At 50.1% G+C, this 23,638-nt stretch carries 16 protein-coding genes and 1 riboswitch; of the genes, 5 read left to right on the forward strand and 11 right to left on the reverse strand.

The features are described 5' to 3' along the window. On the forward strand, positions 1-816 hold the full coding sequence (locus tag AC3WTP_RS17265) for an effector binding domain-containing protein (RefSeq protein WP_492395870.1): 816 nt from the start codon (positions 1-3) through the stop codon (positions 814-816). A 524-nt stretch (positions 817-1,340) separates the two neighbouring features. On the opposite strand, the gene AC3WTP_RS17270 is transcribed toward AC3WTP_RS17265, so the two are convergent. The 5 genes from AC3WTP_RS17270 to tdh all read right to left on the reverse strand — a co-directional run bounded on the left by AC3WTP_RS17270 (position 1,341) and on the right by tdh (position 8,246). Beyond that, positions 1,341-3,938, reverse strand: coding sequence for an ABC transporter permease (locus AC3WTP_RS17270; RefSeq protein WP_492395871.1), 2,598 nt, complete (start codon positions 3,936-3,938; stop codon positions 1,341-1,343). Continuing rightward, positions 3,938-4,642 carry an ABC transporter ATP-binding protein gene (locus AC3WTP_RS17275; protein WP_492395872.1) on the reverse strand — a complete coding sequence of 235 codons (705 nt, stop codon included), beginning with the start codon at positions 4,640-4,642 and terminating at the stop codon, positions 3,938-3,940. Before AC3WTP_RS17275 ends, AC3WTP_RS17270 begins: the two co-directional genes overlap by 1 nt. 286 nt (positions 4,643-4,928) lie before the next feature. Next, positions 4,929-5,600 carry a DUF2642 domain-containing protein gene (locus AC3WTP_RS17280; RefSeq protein ID WP_492395873.1) on the reverse strand — a complete coding sequence of 224 codons (672 nt, stop codon included), beginning with the start codon at positions 5,598-5,600 and terminating at the stop codon, positions 4,929-4,931. 349 nt (positions 5,601-5,949) lie between these two features. Next, positions 5,950-7,128 (reverse strand): glycine C-acetyltransferase, encoded by a 1,179-nt coding sequence (locus AC3WTP_RS17285; protein WP_492395874.1) that lies wholly within the window; start codon positions 7,126-7,128, stop codon positions 5,950-5,952. Positions 7,129-7,148: 20 nt separating this feature from the next. After that, entirely contained in the window at positions 7,149-8,246 is a 1,098-nt protein-coding gene (tdh, locus tag AC3WTP_RS17290) for an L-threonine 3-dehydrogenase (RefSeq protein WP_492395892.1), read from the reverse strand. Between the two features lie 165 nt (positions 8,247-8,411). Here tdh and AC3WTP_RS17295 point away from each other — a divergent pair, with 165 nt between their 5' ends. Continuing rightward, positions 8,412-8,984 (forward strand): helix-turn-helix domain-containing protein, encoded by a 573-nt coding sequence (locus tag AC3WTP_RS17295; RefSeq protein WP_492395875.1) that lies wholly within the window; start codon positions 8,412-8,414, stop codon positions 8,982-8,984. Positions 8,985-9,017: 33 nt separating this feature from the next. Here the strand turns inward: AC3WTP_RS17295 and AC3WTP_RS17300 are convergent, their stop codons facing one another. The 5 genes from AC3WTP_RS17300 to AC3WTP_RS17320 all read right to left on the reverse strand — a co-directional run bounded on the left by AC3WTP_RS17300 (position 9,018) and on the right by AC3WTP_RS17320 (position 16,575). Beyond that, positions 9,018-10,079 (reverse strand): LacI family DNA-binding transcriptional regulator, encoded by a 1,062-nt coding sequence (locus AC3WTP_RS17300; RefSeq protein ID WP_492395876.1) that lies wholly within the window; start codon positions 10,077-10,079, stop codon positions 9,018-9,020. 151 nt (positions 10,080-10,230) lie between these two features. After that, a complete protein-coding gene (locus tag AC3WTP_RS17305) occupies positions 10,231-11,163 on the reverse strand; it encodes a C40 family peptidase (RefSeq protein ID WP_492395877.1) in 933 nt (310 codons plus the stop codon). 1,288 nt (positions 11,164-12,451) lie between these two features. Then, positions 12,452-13,357 carry a cation diffusion facilitator family transporter gene (locus AC3WTP_RS17310; RefSeq protein WP_492395893.1) on the reverse strand — a complete coding sequence of 302 codons (906 nt, stop codon included), beginning with the start codon at positions 13,355-13,357 and terminating at the stop codon, positions 12,452-12,454. A gap of 418 nt (positions 13,358-13,775) precedes the next feature. Beyond that, on the reverse strand, positions 13,776-14,636 hold the full coding sequence (locus tag AC3WTP_RS17315) for a MurR/RpiR family transcriptional regulator (protein ID WP_492395878.1): 861 nt from the start codon (positions 14,634-14,636) through the stop codon (positions 13,776-13,778). Positions 14,637-14,958: 322 nt separating this feature from the next. After that, positions 14,959-16,575 carry an ABC-F family ATP-binding cassette domain-containing protein gene (locus AC3WTP_RS17320; protein WP_492395879.1) on the reverse strand — a complete coding sequence of 539 codons (1,617 nt, stop codon included), beginning with the start codon at positions 16,573-16,575 and terminating at the stop codon, positions 14,959-14,961. Positions 16,576-17,842: 1,267 nt separating this feature from the next. Between AC3WTP_RS17320 and rsgA the strand changes: the two genes are divergently transcribed. Further along, entirely contained in the window at positions 17,843-19,126 is a 1,284-nt protein-coding gene (gene rsgA, locus AC3WTP_RS17325) for a ribosome small subunit-dependent GTPase A (RefSeq protein ID WP_492395880.1), read from the forward strand. A 71-nt stretch (positions 19,127-19,197) separates the two neighbouring features. Here rsgA and AC3WTP_RS17330 read toward each other — a convergent pair whose 3' ends face one another. Further along, complete coding sequence (locus AC3WTP_RS17330) at positions 19,198-20,202, reverse strand: MBL fold metallo-hydrolase (RefSeq protein WP_492395881.1); 1,005 nt, start codon at positions 20,200-20,202, stop codon at positions 19,198-19,200. Positions 20,203-20,446: 244 nt separating this feature from the next. On the opposite strand from AC3WTP_RS17330, the gene AC3WTP_RS17335 reads away from it, so the two are divergent. Both AC3WTP_RS17335 and AC3WTP_RS17340 read left to right on the forward strand, forming a co-directional pair. After that, positions 20,447-21,583: a virulence factor gene (locus AC3WTP_RS17335; RefSeq protein ID WP_492395882.1), complete on the forward strand. Its 1,137-nt coding sequence runs from the start codon at positions 20,447-20,449 to the stop codon at positions 21,581-21,583. A gap of 192 nt (positions 21,584-21,775) precedes the next feature. Beyond that, a riboswitch (Lysine riboswitch) is annotated at positions 21,776-21,966 on the forward strand. A 122-nt stretch (positions 21,967-22,088) separates the two neighbouring features. Beyond that, on the forward strand, positions 22,089-23,531 hold the full coding sequence (locus tag AC3WTP_RS17340; protein WP_492395883.1) for an amino acid permease: 1,443 nt from the start codon (positions 22,089-22,091) through the stop codon (positions 23,529-23,531). The last annotated feature ends 107 nt before the right edge of the window (positions 23,532-23,638 follow it).

Below are 23,638 nucleotides of genomic sequence, written 5' to 3' on the forward strand. Positions count from 1 at the left end.
ATGATACAATCGACACAACCAATTCAATTCGCATGTCAAAGCTGCGGTATGCCGCTGCAATCAGAGGAGCAGTTCGGGACAGATCAAGATCATAACAAGACACAGGAGTATTGCATCTACTGCTACGAACAAGGGGCTTTCAAACAGCCGGATCTGACGATGGAGGAAATGGTCGAGGTATGCGTGCCGTTCTTAGTGGAAGAAGGAATGGAGGAGCAAGCCGCACGAAGTATGATGCAAGCTTGCTTGCCGCATCTGAAGCGCTGGTCTGGCAGCCAAGGGATTGAAGGCGCAGAAGAACACGCAAGACACACAGTCCGCATGGAGCCATACGCCATCGTTGAGCGAGAAGCCTTCACACTCGTCGGCATCACGACTCGCACAACAAACAGTCGCGAGTTTACCGCTGATGGTGCTATACCTGCGCTGTGGAACCGCTTCTGGCAGGAACAGACGCTGCAAGCTCTTGTCCAATCCGCGGACTCCCCAGAACCCGGCATCCTCTATGGCTGCTACTACAATTACGAGAACCAAGCCAACGGTGAATATACGGTGATGATTGGCACGAGCGCCAATTCTGAGCAGTCCACCTTAGCGGAAATGGAAACCGTACATGTACCTGCCGCAAAATATGCGGTGTTCACAACCGAACGCGGGCCGTTTGGCAAGGTTGTAGCGGATGCATGGCAAGCCGTGTGGGCATTGACAGCAGCTTCCGGCATCGAGCGCACCTATACAGGTGACTTCGAACGGTATGACGAGCGCTGCCAAGACCCTGAGAATGCCGTGGTGGAGCTGTATATCGCGATTAAGTAACCGCTTGAAGCTGCATACTGTTGCTTACTCAGCACACGAATGAGGAGGGGTACCCCTCCTCCCCTTGCGCAGGAATGGTCCATCTCGATGAAGCGGACACAGATGACGCTATTCCTTAAAATGTTCAGCATATTTGAGTCTTTGTGGACACAGAAGCCCTTATTTGCATCAAAACGATCATTTTCCTGGCGATTATGCTCAAATAGCAGATCTACGGTCCGCGTGGTTGGCGATACAGCGGCTAAAGTAACAAATAACGGCTCATGTGTCCGGATCGCCCGCCAACCGTCGCCGTCCATCTGTTCCATGCGCAGCCTCTTGCCGACAGAGTGAACACATTCCTAGCAAGTGCCAAAGCCGCACGCTGCGTCCCCTGCACGCAAGAAAGGAGGGGATTTCCCCCTCCTTCACTTCGAGCTTCGAACTTCGTACTTCATACTTCATACTTCGAGCTTCGAACTTCGTACTTATAATACTTGCATTTCGAACATTACCATTCATGCTTTTCCGCAATCCAAGCCGCATCACTCTACCGATTTCAACGATTCGATCATATGGATCTTTTTCAGCTTACGAGACATCACCAAGTTGACGAATAATGCAAACAATATCGTGATCACGACACTCAACAAGAAGCTGATCCCATGAATCTCTTTGGAAGGCAGTACCCCATCCAATGCTAAAGTGCTTAATATAAATCGATGGAGCGCAACTCCAAGCAACAGTCCTACTCCCGATCCAATAATCGTCAGCAGAATGTTCTCCCGGTATACGTACTTGGATACCTCATTGTCGTAGAAGCCCAGCACTTTGATCGTCGCAATTTCACGAATTCGCTCACTAATGTTCACATTGGTCAGATTATACAGCACTACAAATGCAAGCGCGCCGGCAGACACAATGATCAGGATGAGGACATAGTCAATGCTCTCGAATGACTTCTCAAACAGGTCTACTGCCGTTGAATTAAAGGAGACGGAAGCTATATTCGGATTCTCTATCATCTCTTGAGTCAACTGTTCCTCGACTTCCTTAGATGGCTCCTTCATCTTAGCAATCCAGCTGCTGTTGACCGCTTCCTCTTTAAATACCTGCTCGTAATAGCTAGGAGACATGTACACATAATGACTCAAGTAGTTCTCCGTGATCCCGCTCACTACTACGCTGCTTCGCTCTCCATCTCCATTGTCGAGCTGAAGGGTATCTCCCTCTTTAATGTCTAGATTGAGAGCAAGCTGATCGCTGATGATAACTCCATCATCCGCTAACGCCAGCTCTTTCTTGCTGCTGCCGTCTCGCAGTGTGACATATGTCTTGAACTGCTCTACATCCGTCGGTACGACGAGCGCTGCCTTCTTCTCCTCGCCATCAGCGGTTACGAGCTTCGCATTACTCTGGCTCACATTCATCATGGATGAGAAACGTTTATCTTCTTGCAGCTCAGCCAATGTCTGATCTTTCTGATCAACAGACAGACCCGCTTCGTACCGACCGGAGACATCATATTTGATAATATCCCCGAACTGGTTATGGACAACGGCTCCCATCGAATCTTTAATGCCGAAGCCCGTGAGCAGCAGCGCCGTACATCCCGAGATTCCGATCACGGTCATATAGAAGCGCTTCTTGTAGCGAAACAGGTTTCTCGCCGTCACCTTCTGTGTGAACGACAATCGTTTCCAGAGTAATGGAATTCGCTCTAACAGGATCTTCTTTCCCTGCTTCGGAGCTTTAGGTCTCATCAGCAGCGCCGGCGTCTCCATCAATTCGTTGTAGCAGGCGAGGAATGCCGCTAACGTGGTAATGATAACCGCCGCTAGTGTCGTCACCAGCACTAAAGGAATATCGAAGATTAGCTGTACTTCCGGCAGCAAATACATCGTATTCCACGCATCATAGATCACCTTCGGGAACACCGTAAACCCAATGAGCAACCCTACAACACTGCCTGCAATGCTGGCTGCAGCCGCATACGCAATAAACTTCGAGGCAATTGATATTTTGCTATATCCCAATGCCTTCAACGTTCCGATCATTTGCCGCTGCTCGTCCACCATTCGCGTCATCGTCGTCAGGCATACAAGCGCTGCAACCAAGAAGAAGAATACAGGAAATACTTTGGCTATCGCGTCCATTGTGGCTGCCGACTGCTTATAATCGGCATAGCCATATAGGGTGTTGCGGTCCAGCACGTACCACTTTGGCTCTTTGATGGCATCCACTTGCTGCTGCATCGCGGTCAACTGCGCCTGTACTTCTGGAGTTTTCTCTGCCCCAGGAGGAAGCTGACTCCGGAACAGTTCCATCTGCTGTTCCGCTTCATGCTTTACCTCATCATAACGCGCGGCGCTGCGCGCGATCCCCAGATTCTCCAATTCCGCCTTGACGTCGTTGATCGTCTCGTCATAACGATCCGAATACGTATCCTCTTGCATCGCGTTCTCTACTGTCAGCACAGCTTCTGTATAGGCATCCAGCTTGAAGTCGTCTTCAGGCACCATCATAAACAGATCAACCTTGCCATTGCCCAGCTCCGTCGCTTCTCCCTTTTCATACGAAATATAACGCGGAGACACCGCGGTTCCAACCACCGTATATTCTGTCGTCTTCAGCGAATCCGTCAGTTCCTGATCCGTTCCAGACGTTAATGTAATCTTAGATCCGATGGTTAAGCCTAATTCGTTCAACTCGCTCTGTTCGATCAAGCATTCTCCAGACTTCTCAGGATATCTGCCCTCAATAAGACGCGGTTTATTAATGAACTGCGGATCATCTTCACCCTTTAGGTCAGTCGGCATACCGAACACCTTCAAGACAACCTCTGACGATCCTGCCTTAGTCATAACATCCATGGAGTGAGTTGGATATACGCTGCGCACACCGGATATCTTCTCGATCTCTGCAATATCATCATCGGTCAATCCCAACGTCGATACCACTCTCAAATCCATCAGATTGTAGGTGTCATAATAGTGGTCCGCCGTATGCTCCATGACAGGGGCAGATACTTTAACCCCAGCAAAGAAAGCAACCCCAATCGCTATAATCGCGAATATGGACAAGAACCGACCGAACGATCTCTTGATCTCGCGCAGGGTATCCTTCGTTAAGGCATGCTTCATCACCATTCAATCCTTTCAACTGGCGTAGGATTGTCATTCACCGTGACTGAGCTTACCTTGCCGTTCTTCACCTGAATCACCTTGTCCCCCATCGGAGCCAGCGCAAGGTTGTGTGTAATAATGATCACCGTCATCCCTCGATTGCGGCATGTATCCTGCAGCAGCTTCAAGATCGCTTTACCCGTATTGTAATCAAGCGCGCCCGTTGGTTCATCGCATAACAGCAGCTTCGGATTCTTCGCTAACGCTCTCGCAATGGCAACACGCTGCTGCTCACCGCCTGACATCTGTGCGGGGAAATTGTCCTTACGCGCTTCCAGCCCGACAGCACGTATCGTTTCTCCGACATCCAACGGATTTTTGCATATTTGCGTCGCCAACTCCACATTTTCATATGCCGTCAGATTCTGTACGAGATTATAGAACTGGAACACAAACCCGATCTCATACCTTCTATAGGTAGTGAGCTCTTTCGCGTTATAATGACTGATCTCTTCATGATCGACATATATTTCACCGTTGGTGAGTGTGTCCATTCCGCCCAATATATTAAGAATCGTACTCTTTCCCGCACCGCTTGCGCCTGCCACAATGACAAACTCGCCTTTATTAATCGTAAAATCAACTCCGCTTAACGCTTCAATCTTTACCTCGCCCATCTGATAAACTTTTGTAACATCCTTAAATTCGATATAGCTGCTCATAAATAAGACCTCGCATGTCGTATAATGTTGACCTGTTATCGCTTAAGCATCTCTATTCTCTACGCTTCTTAAACCAACCGCTATTATCATTTTCACATGGTAAAATAAACTTATAATCAATGACCCCTGCGGTCAATGAGAATATATGTAAATCATAACACATCAGAAGCTAAGGACGTTTAATCCGCCTCATTTCGATTGAACACAAAAAAACGCCCCCTCATGACGAGGAAAGCGAATGACAGCCTTCTCTTGGAGAAGGTCATTATTAATGTATTTGAGTGAGTCATGGAATGTTAACCGTCTTCAAATGATTAAGATTCCAGCTTACCTTATCCCCAGTCGCATTGATAAGCTCGATCGCCTGGTTGTTTACCTTGTTCAGCAAGCCAATCTTATCCGGATGATCGCCGTGATCAAACATCACTAGATTCCCTTCAAGCCGCTTACACAATTCTTCAAATGTGCGTGACAGCGAGATGTGAACTGGATTGTAAGGCATCGATTGATGACTGAGTGAATAAGGCGTGATGTCTGGACGATAGGGAATTAACCATTTCAGATGATTCATGGATACAAACATTGCTTTATAGACGGGAGAATAAAAGACAAAATAGTCGTTCATAATACTGGTCAAATAGCCGTGAATAGGCTTATCTCCTGTTACGGCAATCTCAACAAACTGTCCTTTTGCATAATTCAATATTTTTCGAAATGAAAGGCTGTCTGATACATAATCGATCGGCTGTTCACTTGGAACCGCGCCTGCCCCTTCCTCCCCAGTCGGTGTAATTGGTTTGAACCGCTGGACATGAACTAAGGGGATGTAGTAAAACTGCTGTTCATGGAATAGAACCATCATATCTAGTCCAACGTCGATTAATACACCCTTTCGAATGTATTTTCCGGATATCTCTACCTCTACTTGTTTATTCATATATTGAGATAGATTACTCATTGCTGATACCTCCGTCTTCTAAGCCAATAAAATAATAGCTCCAAGTCACCCCATATGCGCGCACAACACCATTCCCTGCGTTATCTTTTCCCTCCCCTTATATATATCTCGGATGAATAATTGCTCTATATACATATATACGTTTCTGGGAAATAGCTCGTACTGAGCGATTCCCCAATTCTATTATTTTCAACTCTTTCATCACATAAATGTTCTCCTGTCCAATACATGCGGGTCATAGTTCCTGGCGAGAACTGTCTATGCCAGCCGAACACCAAAAAGCTGTCCCCTAAAGAGAGACAGCTTCTTCCCCTATATGCAAAAAAGTTTGCTTGAACTGTTCTAGCTCTTAGATCAGTCCAAATTCACGGCCCGCCTTCTGCAAAGCTTGCAGGGCAAATGCCAGATCCTGCTCCGTATGCTGGGCTGTAACGATCAGGCGAACTCTGCCCTTATCCATCGCAACCGTCGGGAACACGATCCCCTGTGCGCATACGCCTTCTTCCAGCAAGCGCTTCGAGAACTCTAGACTTCGCGCCGCATCGCCCACAATGATTGGGATGATCGGCGTCTCGCTCGCGCCGGTATCGAAGCCGGATGCTTGCAATGCGGCGCGGAAGCTGTTCGCATTCCGCCACAGCGTCTCGGTCAGCTCAGGCTCCGTCTGCAGCACTTCGATCGCAGCGATGCATGAAGCGGCTACAGCAGGCGGCAGCGAGGTGCTGAATAGGAAGGATCGCGAAGTGTTGATCATATAATCCTTTACAACCTGCCCTGTCGCCACATAACCACCGACAACACCAACCGCCTTCGATAAGGTGCCAATCTGGAAGTGCACGCGGCCATGCAGGCCAAAATGGTCTGTCGAGCCCTTGCCATGCTTGCCAAGCACTCCGCTGGCGTGCGCGTCGTCAACATAGACGAGCGCGTCATACTTCTCCGCCAGCTCGACGATCTCTGTCAATGGAGCGATGTCGCCGTCCATGCTGAACACGCCGTCCGTTATAACGACACGTTGGCGGTAGGAGCCGCATTCCTTCAGCACATCCTCAAGCTGATTCATATCCTTATGCGCGTATATCTTCCGCGCCGCCTTCGTCAATCGAATGCCGTCAATGATGCTGGCATGATTCAGCTCATCGCTGATCACCACATCGTCTGCTCCAAGAATCGCACCCAGCACACCTTGATTCGTCGTAAAGCCCGATTGGAACACAAGCGCCGCTTCCGTACCTTTGAACGCCGCAAGCTTCTGTTCCAGCTCATCATGGATTGCTAGAGTGCCCGTAATGGTGCGCACAGAGCCAGCCCCCACACCGTATTGCTCCGTTGCGGCTATAGCAGCCTGCTTCAGCTTCGGATGGTGTGTTAATCCCAGATAGTTGTTCGATGACATCTGCAGCACGCGCTGGCCGTTCGCCAGCGTCATCCACGCATCGGAGCCGTCCTGCCATACGGTCAGCGGACGATATCTTCCCGCCGCCTTTAGTTCTGCAAGCTGCTGTGCAATTGCTTCATATCCTGCCATGATTGCCCTCCTTCGATTATCTAGGTATGCAGTACAAGGTCTGCTGTCGTATCCGATCTGCGCTGTACAGGCGCCTGGTCGTGCCAGAATACGATCTTCCCGCAATTGCCGGAAGCCATTAAGCTGAATGCCTCTTCATATTGGTCCAATGTAAAATGATGGGTGACTAATGGAGAAAGGTCCAGTCTGCCTCGTTCCAGCAGCCCTTTAATCTGGTACCACGTGTCATACATCCGTCTTCCTGTGATGCCTTCTACTCGGAGGCCTTTAAAGATGATGTCCTCCGCCAGATCAAGCGCTACCTCCTTCGTCGGAATGCCCAGAAGCGAGATGCGCGCAGCTTGAGCAGCAGCCCGCAGCGCATCACGGATCGCAACAGGGTGGCCGGACATCTCAAGGATGATCTCCGCGCCTTCGCCGCCTGTCGCTTCAAGAATCGCCTCCACCATCGGTACTTCCTTGCTGTTGATCACGACATCCGCCCCCATCGTCTTCGCCATCGCCAAGCGATAAGGGTTAATATCAACCGCAATAATCTTACCGCTGCCGCACGCCTTTGCGACCGCGATCGCCATTAATCCGATCGGTCCGGTGCCGATGACAGCAATACTCTTGCCGACCACGTCGCTGACCAGCGTCGCCTGGACAGCGTTCCCAAGCGGGTCCTGCAAGCACGCGATCTCGAACGGCAGACTCGGATCGTTATGAATGATGTTGCTCGCCTTCACGAGCGCGAACTCGGCGAAGCAGCCTGGAATCGTAATCCCGAAGCTCTTCGTATGCTTGCATACATGCGCATTGCCGGTTCGGCACGCCTTGCACATGCCGCACACGACATGTCCTTCGCCTGATACATGCTCGCCAACCTTCACATTCTTCACTTCCGAACCGACGGCCTCCACAATTCCAGCGAACTCGTGCCCGAATACGTTCGGTGTCACAACCGTTTTCTCCGCCCAAGCATCCCAATTATATATGTGCATATCCGTTCCGCATATTGAAGTTGTCTTCACCCGTATGAGCACGTCATGCGGACCGCATGTTGGAATAGGCACCTCTTTCAGAACGGCGCCGGGCTTGCGTTCTTCTTTCACTAAACCAATCATCGTTCCGTTCAACATGTCATTGCCCCTTTTCGAGTTTTCTCCTAAAATAGAGGTAACATCATCAGACTGACATTTGTTGGTATCTGTATACTATATTACACATTCGTATGTTATATTGCACATGGATAATTGTTGTTTTTTACCAGAACTTAGAGAGATAGCGAGAGGGGATTTACCATGCAAGAAATGATTCATCAGAAGATCGGCCGGAACTTGCAAGAAATTCGCAAATCACGCGGACTAAGCCTGGATGCGGTATCTGAACTAAGCGGTGTCAGCAAGGGAATGCTCGGTCAGATTGAGCGAGGAGAGTCTAATCCTACGATATCCGTATTATGGAAGATTGTGAATGGGCTTCGAATATCCTTCGCTACATTGATGGAGGAGTCCTCTCCAACCGTTACGGTAGTCAAGATGGAAGACACGACGCCGCTGATCGAAGAGGACGGCGCCTATCGCGCATATCCCATCTTTCCATTTCAACAAGACAAAGGGTTTGAAGTATATAGTGTTGTGCTTGAGCCTGGCAGTACCTATACCTCTGAACCTCACTATGAGGGTGTGGAAGAATTCATCATGGTAATGGAGGGCACTCTTCACTTCGAACTCAATGGAGAGCTATATGTGCTTGAGCCCAGCCTAGCTCTGAGATTCTCTGCGGACCAGACCCATACGTATCGCAATGATACCGAGAAGCCGATTCGCTATATGTCACTCATTCACTATCCATCTGCGAATAAACCGATCTAGATCATAAGGAGCAGCAACACCCCGCATGCGAGGTCAGGATGCTCCTTCTTCATGTCTAGGTTTGCTGCTTGATGCTCTGACCATGATTTCGAAAGGCAGCAGCATCCGATACGGAAACGGATACGGATCCTTCAAGCTGTCGAGCAGCGTCTTCGCAGCCGCATAGCCCATCTCATACTTCGGAATATGAACGGATGACAGCGGCGGGGAGCTGTACTTTGCGACATCAATATTATCAATGCCGATAAAGGCGACATCCTCCGGTATTCGCAATCCTCGTTCTGTCACCGCGCGCATAGCCGCGATCGCCATCATGTCGCTGGCACAGAACATCGCGGTCGGGAGTTGATCCGTCTCAAGCAGCCGTCTCATCTCGTTATAGCTGATGTCCGCGTCCCACTCTGCATTAATGGTCCATTCCGGATGATAGACAAGGTCCATCTCCTCCAGTGCACTGCGATAGCCCCGATACCGCTTCTCACGCTCTAGATGACCATACAAGCCGGCACCGCCGATGAACCCGATACGCTTGTGACCGCTTGCGGCCAAATGACGCACAGCAGCCCTAGCCGCATTCATTCGGTCATATGAAATGACCGGGATATCCGGGTCGCCGACATCAATACCTACGATTCTCGTTCCGTTTCGCTTCAGCCACTTATATGTAGACGGCTCAAGTCCCTCAATCACGATAATCCCGCTTAATGGCCGCGCCTTCTCAATAGATTCCCGCACCGCGGCATTTTTAAGCTCGGCCTGAGTATGCAGAAAGGACAGCAGCACCCCTTCTTCCTGCAGCTTCGCTTCGATCCCTTGCAGAATGGGAGAAAAGTAAGGATGGTTGTATTTATTGTCCGGCAGCGACAGTATGCAGCCGATCGCATAAGAAGCCAATGGCTTAGTGGTGCTCGACTGCTTCATATTGCGCTTCGCCTTCGCTTCATGCGGCGAGCGATAATTGAACGCTTTGGCTGCCTCTAGTATCTTCTGCCTCGTATCTTGGCTTATTCGTCTGCTCTCATCATGGCTTAGAACTCGCGACACGGTAGATATGGATACACCGACATGCGCGGCGATATCTTTCAACTTAGCCATCAGTAGTCCACCTCGATCTCATAGATGCTCAACATATGTATATGGGAAATTATAGAATAAAAAAAGAACCGCGGCAATCGGCCTTTCCCGATGCTCGCGGTTCTTGTTGCTGAATTCTTATAATGATATAGAATGATAGCTGGTCTTGATATTATTTGATTACACTGCCGCCATAGAGGAATCGATATTCCCAATGGCCAGTTATCTTATCTACTCGCACGCCGCCGGACTCTTTCGAGTACGTGTGAAGAATCTTGCCGTCGCCGAGATAAACGCCTACATGAGTGATTTTCTCGTTACTCTTATTTACATTCTTATAGTCAGACTTGCTGGTGCCGCGATACTTGCCGAAGAACATCAGATCGCCGCGTTTCAGAGAGCTTATGTTCTTCTTGACAGTCGAGTGCGACTTGACATAGCTTCCTTGCGAGCGTGAATCTGACGGCAAAGTAATGCCAGCGCCGGTCTTATAGATATGTCTCACAAAGTCAGAGCAATCAAACGTCTTCGTCGTATTGCGGTCTGAACCGTATTCATATGGTGTTCCTAAATACTTATACCCCGTCTGGATAACCTTCTCTATTCGTGCATTCGCGGAGCTCGAAGTATAGTTGTTGTCACTGCCGCTGGAGCCGTTGACCTTTATATATTTGCTGCTTGAGCTCATATAGCCGATGTTGCCCTTGCTGTCTTTCACTTTATACCAGCCTGAGTCCGGCTGATCCAGAATCGTTACTTTTTCCCCTTTGCTGAGCTTGCGAATAACGCTGCTGGAAGTGGAAGCGCCTTTGCGCAGATTAACGGACGAAACGATCGTCCCCGTCTTCGTAGAAGCCATTAACGCAGGAGCAGGCGCGTCAGACGTGCTGTTGTTCATCTCTTCTATTGCTACGGCGAGCTTAGCCATTTCGAGATCGCTCTCATCAGCTAGCAGCGTTCCATCCCCAGATACAGCTGGGCTCGTTATCATATAGTCAGGCTCCGCCAAAGGAGCTGCTGCTGCAGCTTGTACACCTGTCGCCATCATTTGTGACGTCATGGTCACCATCATTAATCCTAGCAGTAGTTTCTTCATCATTTTCATATCGTAAGTAGCCTCCTTATTGTTCCAGCCTGTCCAATACACAACAGTAAGTGGGTGCAAGCAGGTTCATTCATGAGTCGTTGATCACATTTTCAAACTGTAATCCACTATGCATTTGTTATATCGTTTACTAGAAATGTTAGCTCGTACCAAATGACTATTTAACTATAACAAGGCTAGGTTTCGACATCTATGGGGCTCAGGTTTTAAATATTAATAAATTGTAACCTTTTTATAGGTCTATATACCTATGTAAAGGTTACAATTTGAAACTTTTTACTGTAGAAAATGATGTTTATATGCTCATATACCTATGTAACTGTGAGATTATTGCTAAAATTTGTATGCGTGTTCGACAAGCTTTGACGTCTCGGGCCTGCGCGAAGGCTCGCCAAGGGCGATCGCATGGCTGAGACGTCATTTTTGGACGTCTCAGCCCCGGATCGAGCCGTTTTTGAGCCTGAGACGTCGCTTTTCGACGTCTCAAGCTTCTGTCGCGGCTCGCCAAGGGCGATCGCATGGCTGAGACGTCATTTTTGGACGTCTCGGCCCCGGATCGAGCCGTTTTTGAGTCTGAGACGTCGCTTTTCGACGTCTCGGGCTTCGGCCGCGGCTCGCCAAGGGCGATCGCATGGCTGAGACGTCTTTTTTGGACGTCTCAGCCCCGGATCGAGCCGATCTTGAGCCCGAGACGTCGCTCTTCGACGTCTTGGGCTTACGCGAGGGCTTCCCGCGGGCTATCGCATGGCTGAGACGTCATTTTTGGACGTCTCGGGCCTGCGCGATAGCTTCCCGCGGGCGATCGCATGGCTAAGACGTCATTTTTGGACGTCTCAGCCCCGGATCGAGCCGATCTTGAGCCCGAGACGTCGCTCTTCGACGTCTCGGGCTTCGGCCGTGGCTCGCCAGGGGCGATCGCTCGGCTGAGACGTCTTTTTTGGACGTCTCAGCCCCGAATCGAGCCGATTTTGAGCCTGAGACGTTGCTTTTCGACGTCTCGGGCTTGCGCGAGGGCTCCGCGCGGGCTATTGCATGGCTGAGACGTCTTTTTTGGACGTCTCGGCCCCGGATCGAGCCGGTTTTGAGCCTGAGACGTCGCTTTTCGACGTCTCGGGCTTCGGCCGCGGCTCGCCAGGGGCGATCGCATGGCTGAGACGTCATTTTTGGACGTCTCAGCCCCGGATCGAGCCGATCTTGAGCCCGAGACGTGCAGAAACAGCAAAAGAGCAGCCCCTCTCACGGAGGAAACTGCTCTTTCGGCGCATTTCATATCTACTCTATACTTCCCTTATGCCTCATTCTGATGTTCTGACTCCAGCGGCTCCACATGCACCTGCACATGCGCGATATTATGCTTCTTCATCATCCGCCGCTCAACTTCATCGCTGATGCAGTGGGATTCAATCAACGAAAGGTTCGGATTCACTTGAACGACAACATCCACCAGCACATGATTGCCGTGAAGCCTCGCTTTAATATCCTTTATCGCCTGAACGCCCTTCGTACTCGCAATCGTCTTGCTTAGCGACTGAAGCTGGGACTCATCAAACCCGTCCGTCAGCGCGTAAGTGGCATCGCGGAATATTTGCCAAGCCGTCTTCAAGATAATGCCGCCAACCGCTAACGCTGCCAATGGGTCCAGCCACTTTAAGCCCAGCTGCGCTCCAAAGATACCTACTGCAGCTCCGATACTAACAATCGCGTCAGATCGGTTATCCTGTGCCGCCGCCATAAGCGCTTGATTGCGAATGCGCTTAGCCAATCTACTATTGAACGCATATACCCCGAACATGACCGCGGCGCAACCCAAGGCTACCCATGCCGTTATCATATCCGGCGCTTCGGAACTCCCTTTATAAAGAGAAGTAATCGTATTAAATACCACCTGAATGCCCACGGTCGCCATAATAAATGATGCAATTAACGCCGACACGGTCTCTGCCCGAAAATGTCCATATGGATGATCGCTATCCGGGGGCTTCTGCGAAATCTTCAATCCGATCAATACCGCCACGGAAGCGACGATATCCGTTAAGTTGTTCCATCCATCTGCCTGCAGGGCAGCCGAATGGAAGGTGAAACCGATGACGAGCTTGGTCACTGACAGCACAATGTACGCCGCAATACTCAGCCAGGCACCTTTTTCCCCTTGTTTAATATCTGCGTATACGTCCACAGCCGCTCCTCCCTGCATGTTGCACAATCGAAGATCGCGCTTGTTACTATTATGTTAGCAAACCAGACACGAGTGGGTCTACAGCAACAGTTTTGTTCCTTAGACCAACTGTTGCTTCGACTTAAAGAAGTTGCCGCGCGTTTGTTTTGTTGAATTGGAATACAAATGTTGATCCCGATCAACTTTGGTAAATTTCTGTACATGCTATATGGCAGTCCAACTTCTAGATTGCGCCAATTGCAGCCATTTTATACAAGAAACCGTAATGAAATATACTAGCTTATCTAACTATCCTATCGTTCTAATCCTAAGATAGAAACTGCGAAAGTCTAGTGGAGAGCATAAAAGTGCTGCCAACTATGTACATACTAAAAAAGCCTCCATTCACCGCATGATAGCAGCAATAGAGGCTTAGCCTTCATTCTATGACACAATATTAATACAGCTTATCGGAAGTCGATTTAGCGGATAACTCTCTATATTTGAGCGCCTGTTCTTTCGTATGCAGCGAGACTGCCACGTTCAGAACGTCAATAATCGCAAGCTGTGATATTTTAGCGGCGAGCGAGCTGCCCTGCAGCGGATTCTCACGCGCAACGATCAATAGAACAATGTCCGCCACCTTCGTGATCGGAGAACGCGCGTTGCTCGTAATCGCGATGATGCGAGCGCCAGCCTTCTTCGCAATCGTCAGATTCTCGATCGTATCCTTCGTGCTGCCTGAGTTCGAGATGCCTACCGCGACATCCCCTGGTACCATGAAAGCAGCATGCATCGCTTGAAAATGGGTATCCGTCACCGCATTGCTGATCTTACCGATCCGTAAGAAGGAGTGTGCGGCCTGCAAAGCTGTCAACCCTGATGAGCCTACCCCGAAAAAAAGAATGCTGCGCGCATCAATAATAGCTTGAATAGCCTTCTCCAGCTGATTGTCATCCACAAGCTCACTTGTCTGCTGCAAGGTCTGAAGATGGGTCGCGAACACTTTACTGCTCAACGTATGCGCATCATCCTGCTCCGTAACCTCACGGTGCAAATGCTCGACAGGCTTAACGAGATCCTGTGCAAGCGACAGTTTAAAGTCTTGAAAGCCCTGAAACTTCAGCTTGCGACAGAGACGAAGCACGGTCGTTTCCCCTACATCCGCTTTCTCAGCAAGCTCTGTCACAGATTGATAAATGATATCCTGAGCATTCTCTAATATGTACCGAGCCACCTTCTGCTCCATCTTCGTTAAGCCGTTTAGATGACTGCGAATGTTCAGCAGTGTCTTTCCCGCTTCATTTCCATTAATCACCGTGTTCCCTCCTTATTGTCGCATCGATACACATCCCTATTTCACAACAGATACTTATATAAATAACGATTACCCCAATATGCATCAATCGACATAAGGAAGATTGCTGTACAGGATACGACCATACAAGAGAATAATTCCTCTTCATATTCCGTTGTGAAATAATTTCACTTATCAAAATGATTTTAGCCTCTAGCATCTGAAAATGCAATGAACATTCAAATACACGGCGTATCGCATCGTGCCAACACAATTAAAAAGAGCTCAAACCACCTGATGAAGGGGTTCAAGCTCTCTATATCTAACGATTAATTCGGCTTTCCTACGAGTACATCTTCTCGCGAAGCGCCTTGATCTCTTCGCTCTCAAGGTACTCGTCGTACGATGTGATACGATCGATAATACCGTTAGGTGTAATCTCGATGATACGATTCGCGATCGTCTGCATGAACTGATGGTCATGCGAGGTGAAGATCATCGTTCCGTCGAAGTCGATGAGACCGTTATTGAGCGCTGTGATGGATTCCAGATCCAAATGGTTCGTCGGTTCGTCCAGCAGCAATACGTTTGCACCCATCATCATCATACGGGACAGCATGCAGCGAACCTTCTCTCCCCCGGACAGCACAGAAGCCTTCTTCAACGCTTCTTCACCGGAGAACAGCATGCGGCCCAGGAAGCCGCGCAGGAATGTCTCATCCTGCTCCTTCGAATATGGACGCAGCCAGTCAACAAGTGAAGAATCTACGCCTTCGAAGTATGCGGAGTTGTCTTTAGGGAAGTAAGCCTGAGAAGTCGTAACTCCCCAGCTAAATGTCCCTGCATCCGGTTCAAGCTCGCCCATCAGAATTTGCATCAGCGTCGTTTTAGCAAGACCGTTAGGTCCCACGAGCGCGATCTTGTCGCCTTTATTGACAACTAGGTGCATATTTTCAAACAGCTTCTCACCATCAACAGACTTCGTCATGCCTTCGATCTGAAGCAATTGCTTGCCCGCCTCGCGCTCTGACTTGAAGTTGATGAACGGATACTTACGGTTAGAAGGACGGATATCATCAAGCGTAATCTTCTCGAGCATCTTCTTACGGGAAGTTGCTTGCTTGGACTTCGACGCATTCGCGCTAAAGCGCTGGATAAACGCCTGCAGTTCCTTGATCTTCTCTTCCTTCTTCTTGTTCTGGTCACGCATCATATTTTGTGCCAATTGGCTAGACTCGTACCAGAAGTCATAGTTACCCGAATACAGCTGAATCTTACCAAAATCGATATCCGCAATGTGCGTACACACCTTGTTCAGGAAGTGACGGTCATGGGATACAACGATAACTGTGCCTTCATAATCCATCAGGAAGTTCTCCAGCCACTTGATGGACTCGAGATCCAAATGGTTGGTAGGTTCATCTAAGAGCAAGATGCTCGGACGTCCGAACAACGCTTGCGCTAAGAGCACGCGAATCTTCTGATTGCCGTCAAGCTCAGACATGAGCTTATCATGCAGATCGCGTGGAATACCCAATCCGATCAGCATAGCAGCTGCGTCGGATTCTGCTTCCCAGCCGTCAAGCTCTGCGAATTCGCCTTCCAGTTCGCCTGCGCGCATGCCGTCTTCTTCTGAGAAGTCAGCCTTTGCGTAGAGCGCGTCTTTCTCTTTCATAATGTCAAACAGGCGCTCATGGCCCATGATTACAGTGTCTAATACTTTATACTGATCATATGCGTAATGATCCTGCTTCAACACCGAGAGGCGATCCCCAGGAGTAATGTGTACATCACCGTTGGTTTGTTCTACTTCACCAGATAATATTTTCAGAAATGTTGACTTGCCCGCTCCATTCGCACCGATCAGACCGTAGCAGTTCCCGGGCGTAAACTTGATGTTAACGTCCTCAAACAGCGCACGTTTGCCGTAGCGGAGCGTGACGCCCGTAGTACTAATCATGGCATTCCCGTCCTTTAGAGTTTTATAGTTTCCAAGCAATCATTATAACATATGTATTAAAGTCTTGCATGACTCATTATTGACCGAAAATGTTAAAAAACGATCATGCATGTCTATAGCAATTGATATGAATATAAGCGCCTATTGCTCAACCGTAAAAAATGCTTGGCAAGCATGCCTGCTGCTGCGCCTGTGTCGCATCTGTAACGTGGAAATACCCCGGTATCTTCACCTCGGCGCTTTGCTTTCTCCCCGCAGAGCTGCTGTAAACGGGTTTTTACCCGTTATCTACTCTGGCGAGTGCTGCTCGCTCTCTGTAACAGGGAAATACCCCGGTATCTTACTCGCAGCGCTCTGCTTCCTCGCCGCCGGGCTGCTGTAAGCGGGTTTTTACCCGTTAGCCACTCTGGCGAGGGCCGCTCGCTCTCTGTAACGGGGAAATACCCCGGTATCTTACTCTCGGCGCTCTGCTTCCTCGCCGCCGGGCTGCTGTAAGCGGGTTTTTACCCGTTATCCACTCTGGCGAGGGCCGCTCGCTCTCTGTAACAGGGAAATACCCCGGTATCTTCCTCGCAGCTGATTATGTAAATATGCGCTAAGGCTTGCTCGTAATAACAGGATGCGGTAGTGGTCCTCCGACACACACGACAGCAATAGACTTCTTGCGGTTGCCCAACAAGGCATATGTTCGAAAAATGAGTGGCTGCTTGAAGATACGATGCGGACACACGAGCCGTTATTTGCTCAAAATACCACTATTGAACGATCTTAACGGACCGTGGTTCCGTTATTCATGCCAATTCAACCGAAAATGGCACATGATGCGCCAAATAACGGCTTCTGTGTCCGCCAAATTAAAAATATGCTTCATTTTTCTTAAATAGCGGCTCTGGTGTCCGCTTCTACGAGGTTCAGCAACGTATAGTGTGCAAGCTTATAGCAGTTTTACATATTTTCCTATATAATATCGATGTTGAGTTAAGATTCCATGATCAGCCATTCAACACATATGCCGAGAAAGCGAGGGATGTAATATGTCAGAGTTCACACATATCATTCGGGAGGTACGGTCTACCCGCTGATCCCGGCCGTAGGCGCTAATAGAGCATTAGGATTGCTGCAATACAGCGCAATACAGCCTGAGACGAACACAAGGCTTCAGTCGGGCTTATATCCGTCTTCTTCCGATTTCACAGTCGTCATGTCGCTACAGTTTAATCGGATACGCGGCGCGCAAGGCGCGTCAGCCAAGAGGAGAAGACACGAGTTGAACAATAATAACCATTCATTGAACGATATCGTTCAAGATCACATTCACCATCAAGACCAAGGTCTTATGGATGAGCTTAACCAGGGTGCCGTTCAAGCGGCTTATCATATGGAAAAAGTAGTAGATGCGCAGCACGTGCTTGAACCTATACAGCTGCCGCTAAGGCAGCTAGGCTGGGATGAGCGGTGGGAGCAGGCTTGGAGCGACTGGCTCGCGGATCTGAACGAGAGCGCCGCACGACGTTACGGCGGCGCCCTCGTCCCAGCCCGTGTGGCGTTAGCCCACAAAGGGCTGTACCGGGTATGGGGCGAGGGCGGCGAATGGCTCGCCGAGCCGTCCGGCCAGGCGCGCGCGATGTGGCAAGCGCCGAGCGATTACCCGGCCGTGGGCGACTGGGTTGCCGTCGCCCCGCGGGCCGCCGAGGGCCGCGCGACGATCGCCGGCGTGCTGCCGCGGCGCGGACGGTTTGCCCGCAAGGTGGCGGGCAATCGGCGCGACGCGCAGGTGATCGCGGCGAACGCGGACATCGCGCTGCTCGTCTCGTCGCTCGGCCTCGACTTCGAGCCGCGGCGCTTGGAGCGCTACGCCACGCTCGCCTACGACAGCGGCGCAATGCCGGTCGTCGTTCTGACGAAGGCCGACACGCTTGCGGACGCGGCCGCTATCGCCGATTGCACCGCGCAAGCGATGAGCGTCGTGCCCGGCGCTCCGGTCTACCCGGTCTCATCCATGACCGGAGACGGATTGGACGCCCTGCACGAGCTGCTTGCGCCAGGTGTCACGTGCGTGCTCGTCGGCTCGTCCGGCGTCGGCAAGTCAACGCTCGTCAACGCGCTCACCGGCAGGCACGTCATGGCTACGCAGGCGATCCGCGAGGATGACGGCAAAGGCCGTCATACAACGACGCACCGCGAGCTCGTGCCGCTCTCGAACGGAGCATGGCTCCTCGATACGCCTGGCATGCGTGAAGTTGGCCTTATCGCGAGCGATGATACAAGCGGAGACGGCCTCCAGCAAGCATTCGAAGATATTGAACAGCTCGCGGAAGCTTGCCGCTTCGGGGACTGCACGCACAAGAGCGAGCCAGGCTGCGCTGTTCAAGCGGCTATCACAGTCGGCGAGCTGGAGCCTTCACGCTTGAAGGCTTACTTCAAGCTTCAGCGAGAGCTGGCGCATATGCAGCGTTCTGAAACCAAGCACGCCGCCCGCGCGCACGGCAAGCAGCTTAACAAGCAATACACCGCCGTTCAACGCTCGAATCACAAGAGCAAGCAGCGTTAACGCTTCTACTACCAATAAAGGCGCCTTCTCTGTCACTATGACGGAGAAGGCGCCTTTCCAACGCGAACACACTATTTGCGGAGCAGACTTAAATCCAGCACCTCGCCAAGCGCAGCCATCCGAATGCGCTCAGGATCAATGCCGTACTTATCGCGCGCGGCGATCAATCGATCCACCGCTTCCTTCGGTGTATCATCCGCAAGCTTAAACGTGCCGTAATGCATCGGGATCATAATCCGCGCATTTACATCGAGGAAGGCCTGCACCGCCTGCTCTGGCGATACATGCTGCGCGCTCATGATCCATTCCGGTTCATACGCGCCTATCGGCATCAAGCTGATATCGATGTCAAACCTCTCCCCAATCTTCTTGAAGCCGCGAAAATAACCGCTGTCCCCAGCAAAATAAATCGTCTCAACCGGCTTAACCTGTGAGCCGTCAATATGCTCCAGAACGAATCCGCCCCAGTGCGAGCGGTTCGTGTCGATTAACGTCCGTCGGGTCCAATGCTGTGCCGGAACGAACGTGATTCGAACCTTCCCAACATCCTTGGCTTCCCACCAATGCATTTCCTCCGTGTTCAGAAAGCCTTTCCGCTTCATCTTGCTGCTTAGTCCAGCAGGCACAATCAACCGGGTGTGCTCATTGGCAAGCTGGCGTATCGATTTAAGATGCAGATGATCATAGTGCGAATGGGACAGCAATATGATATCGACCGGCGGCATCTCCTCTATCGCTATGCCCGGATCCGTCAATCGCTTCTCGAAGGCCATAGAACTTGCCCATACGGGGTCTGTTACTATATTCAGCCCGCCTATCTGAATTAAGAATGTAGAATGACCAATCCATGTCATGGTTGTATGTTCACGATTCGTATGAAGACGGTTTAGATCTGGCAGCTTTCGCGAAATCTTAAATGAGTAGTCCTTGTAATGCGCGCGAATATGCCGTTTCTGCGTCCAACGCGAAAACTGCTTCCAGGGCTTCTCCGTCGCAACATTGTCCATATTGCCAAATACCGGTCTATGCTTCTTATTCCGGCTGTAGTCACGACTCTTATTCTGTATGTTCCTCATCTCATCATCCACCTCACAATCAAAGCCGCAACTCACGGCAAATGACGATTACCGATTCCCTTAGCATTTACAATCATTTTCGACAGTATTACTCATGATCTCAACTATGAACCAGTTTAACTAAGATCATACAGACTATATACATGCTTACCCATATTTTTGTGTATCGATGAATTTGTGAGAACCAGTATCATCATGTAAAATAAGAACTGGTAATACTTGCATCACATAAGGAGGGATCAAGATGCAATTGCAGCGAATTGAACCGACGCCTAGCCCTAACTCCATGAAGCTTCAACTGGACGTTAAGCTGCCGGACGGCGTCCGCAGAACCTATACACCGCAGCATAAAGAGAACGCACCTGCTCTAATTCGACAACTGCTCGACATCGAAGGTGTCAGAAGTATATTCCATACCGCTGATTTTATCGCTCTTGACCGTAAGCCGCAAGCGGACTGGGCGACTATTCTTACCCAGGTTCAAGCCGCATTCGGCTGGTCAGCTAATTCAGCTGTTGACCAGGATGATGCTGATCATCCATATAACTATGGCGAAGCACATGTCTATGTGCAGTTATTCCGCTCTATCCCTATGCAGATTCGTGTACAAGCAGGCGGCAAAGAAGAGCGCATCGGTCTATCCGAGCGGTTCTCCAAGGCTGTCCATCAAGTGGCAAGCGCCACGTTCGTTAAAGAGCGAAGACTGAAGGATTACGGCACACGCTATGGCGAGCTTGCGGACATTGCACGCGAGGTCGAACAGGAGCTGGAAGCCACTTATGATGACAACCGTATGGCTTCGCTCGTTCAGCAAGCCATTAAGCTCGGGCAGCAGGATGCTCCAATAGAAGAAGAGCTTATGACTTGGGATGAAGCTACATTGCAGAACATGCTGCAGGATCAGGATTGGCACCTGCGCTACGCCGCACTGGATCGCATCGAGCCCTCACCGGAGCGCTTGGAGCTGTATACCCAATTGCTGCATGATCCGCAGAGCCAGATCAGACGTCTAGTCATCGTGCACCTTGGCGCTATGGACTCTCCTAGCGAAGCCATTCCATTGCTCATTGAAGCGCTTCAAGACAGCTCTGTCAGCGTTAAGCGCACTGCGGGAGATACATTATCTGATATCGGTGACCCTTCAGCAATTGAGCCCATGATGCTTGCCTTAAAAGACAACAACAAGATTGTTCGTTGGAGGGCAGCGCGATATCTGTATGAAGTTGGCGACGAACGAGCACTGGGTGTTTTAACCGAAGCCATGGCGGACTCTGAGTTTGAAGTAGCACTGCAAGCCCGTATGGCTATGGAGCGCATTGAATCTGGCGAGGAGGCCGCTGGCACGGTATGGCAGCAGATGGCGCGCTCGCGACAATCCTAGCCTAATCTTGTCTTGATAACCTTGTCCAACTATCGCAAGCTCCTTAAGCGAATTCGCTTAAGGGGCTTGTGCGTTATGGCGGAGAATTTCGCATCTGCTATTTTTTTCCGATTGAATTGTGATATATCATTCCTTATACTGTCTTCTATATCAACATCATAATAGTGCAATATAAATCCTCATTCTATTCCATGGTGAGGTAGAGGTCGCGGTTCTCAAGAGTACCGCTGCAGAGACAGTAGAAGCGTCGATGAAGCAGCGTGAAAGGGTTGACCGCCGAAATGCGCAGTACCTGCTTCCGGTGCGCGTGTTGGGGCTGTTGCCGAAAGGCGCAGCACTGCCATGTAAGGATGCCCGTCCTTGCATGGTGCGCTATCTTTTGGAAGGGTCGATGGGGGACGCGTATAGCCGTTCAAGCATCTTTCGCTTCGAACGGTTTTTTTGTGTAACCAATTCCTTTCCAGCTCATACTACGATTAGCATCTTAAGGAGTGAACTGGACATTATGAGTCAGGATAATCAACAATTGAAGCGCCATCTGAAGACAAGACATCTATCCATGATCGCACTCGGCGGCTCGATCGGAACAGGCTTGTTCCTCGCAAGCGGCGGCGCGATTGCGCAAGCAGGTCCAGGCGGGGCACTGCTCGCCTACACGGCTGTAGGGATTATGGTCTATTTCTTGATGACAAGCTTAGGCGAGCTTGCAACATACATGCCGGAGTCCGGATCGTTTAGTACGTATGCCACACGCTTTGTCGATCCAGCCTTGGGCTTCGCACTCGGATGGAACTTCTGGTTTAACTGGGCGATCACGATCGCATCGGAACTTGTAGCTGCGACTTTGATCGTTAAGTATTGGTTCCCAGACAGCAACTCTTTCTTATGGAGCTTCTTGTTCCTAGCAATCATCTTCTTTCTTAATGTTCTGTCCGTCAAAGGATATGGGGAATCTGAATACTGGTTTGCAATTATAAAAGTCTCGACTGTCTTGATATTCTTAGCAGTTGGTTTTCTGATGATCTTCGGTATCATTGGCGGTGAGAAGGTCGGCTTCATCGGTTTTGACAACTTTACAGTTGGCGATGGACCGTTTCACGGGGGATTCTTCGCCATTCTCGGTGTGTTTATGGCCGCAGGGTACTCGTTCCAAGGGACTGAACTTATCGCTGTAGCTGCTGGTGAAAGTGAGAATCCTAGCGAAAGTGTGCCTCGTGCCATTCGTCAGGTCTTCTGGCGTATCCTTTTATTCTATATCTTAGCGATCTTCGTTATCGCGATGCTGATCCCTTATACACACCCAAGCTTGCTTTCAAGTGATGTTACGGATATCGGCGTCAGCCCGTTCACGCTTGTATTCGAGAAAGCGGGCATTCTCTTTGCGGCTTCTGTCATGAACGCCGTCATCTTGACTTCGGTATTGTCAGCCGGCAACTCCGGTATGTATGCATCTTCGCGGATATTGTGGGTGCTTGCTAAGGAAGGCAAAGCTCCGCGCTTCTTGGGACGACTGAACAGCCGTGGTGTTCCCGTCAATGCGATTATTATGACTAGCTTGGTCGGTATGCTGGCATTTCTCGCTTCCTTCTTTGGGGACGGAGAAGTTTACTTCTGGCTGCTGAATGCATCCGGTATGTGCGGGTTCATCGCATGGCTAGGAATCGCAATCAGCCATTACCGCTTCCGCCGCGCGTTTGTCAAACAGGGTCGCAGCTTAGATGAATTGCCATACAAAGCGCGCTGGTTTCCGTTCGGACCGCTGTTTGCTTTTGGACTCTGCTTGATCGTCATCATTGGCCAAGCCATCCCTATTATTCAATCCGGCGACTACAGCTGGTTGGATGTGCTCATGCCGTACATCGGTCTGCCGTTGTTCATAGCTGTATGGCTTGGCTATAAGCTGAAGCATAAGACAAAGGTTATTCCGCTTGAAGAATGTGAATTTTAGGAACTCCAATAGAGAGGGCAGCCTGCATAGTAAACTGTACCCCTTGTAAAGGACCTTCTAAAAAAGTCTAGGCAGATTGAAGAAGATGATCTCTGTATTGAACAGGG

This window comes from Paenibacillus sp. EB106-04-04-XG159 (assembly GCF_058791835.1).

Excerpts from the sequence above, each read along its gene's own strand:
- AC3WTP_RS17265 (WP_492395870.1), top strand. The coding sequence starts at position 1 with ATGATACAATCGACACAACCAATTCAATTCGCATGTCAAAGCTGCGGT.
- AC3WTP_RS17270 (WP_492395871.1), bottom strand. The coding sequence starts at position 3,938 with ATGAAGCATGCCTTAACGAAGGATACCCTGCGCGAGATCAAGAGATCG.
- AC3WTP_RS17275 (WP_492395872.1), bottom strand. The coding sequence starts at position 4,642 with ATGAGCAGCTATATCGAATTTAAGGATGTTACAAAAGTTTATCAGATG.
- AC3WTP_RS17280 (WP_492395873.1), bottom strand. The coding sequence starts at position 5,600 with ATGAGTAATCTATCTCAATATATGAATAAACAAGTAGAGGTAGAGATA.
- AC3WTP_RS17285 (WP_492395874.1), bottom strand. The coding sequence starts at position 7,128 with ATGGCAGGATATGAAGCAATTGCACAGCAGCTTGCAGAACTAAAGGCG.
- AC3WTP_RS17295 (WP_492395875.1), top strand. The coding sequence starts at position 8,412 with ATGCAAGAAATGATTCATCAGAAGATCGGCCGGAACTTGCAAGAAATT.
- AC3WTP_RS17300 (WP_492395876.1), bottom strand. The coding sequence starts at position 10,079 with ATGGCTAAGTTGAAAGATATCGCCGCGCATGTCGGTGTATCCATATCT.
- AC3WTP_RS17305 (WP_492395877.1), bottom strand. The coding sequence starts at position 11,163 with ATGAAAATGATGAAGAAACTACTGCTAGGATTAATGATGGTGACCATG.
- AC3WTP_RS17310 (WP_492395893.1), bottom strand. The coding sequence starts at position 13,357 with ATGCAGGGAGGAGCGGCTGTGGACGTATACGCAGATATTAAACAAGGG.
- AC3WTP_RS17320 (WP_492395879.1), bottom strand. The coding sequence starts at position 16,575 with ATGATTAGTACTACGGGCGTCACGCTCCGCTACGGCAAACGTGCGCTG.
- AC3WTP_RS17330 (WP_492395881.1), bottom strand. The coding sequence starts at position 20,202 with ATGAGGAACATACAGAATAAGAGTCGTGACTACAGCCGGAATAAGAAG.
- AC3WTP_RS17335 (WP_492395882.1), top strand. The coding sequence starts at position 20,447 with ATGCAATTGCAGCGAATTGAACCGACGCCTAGCCCTAACTCCATGAAG.
- AC3WTP_RS17340 (WP_492395883.1), top strand. The coding sequence starts at position 22,089 with ATGAGTCAGGATAATCAACAATTGAAGCGCCATCTGAAGACAAGACAT.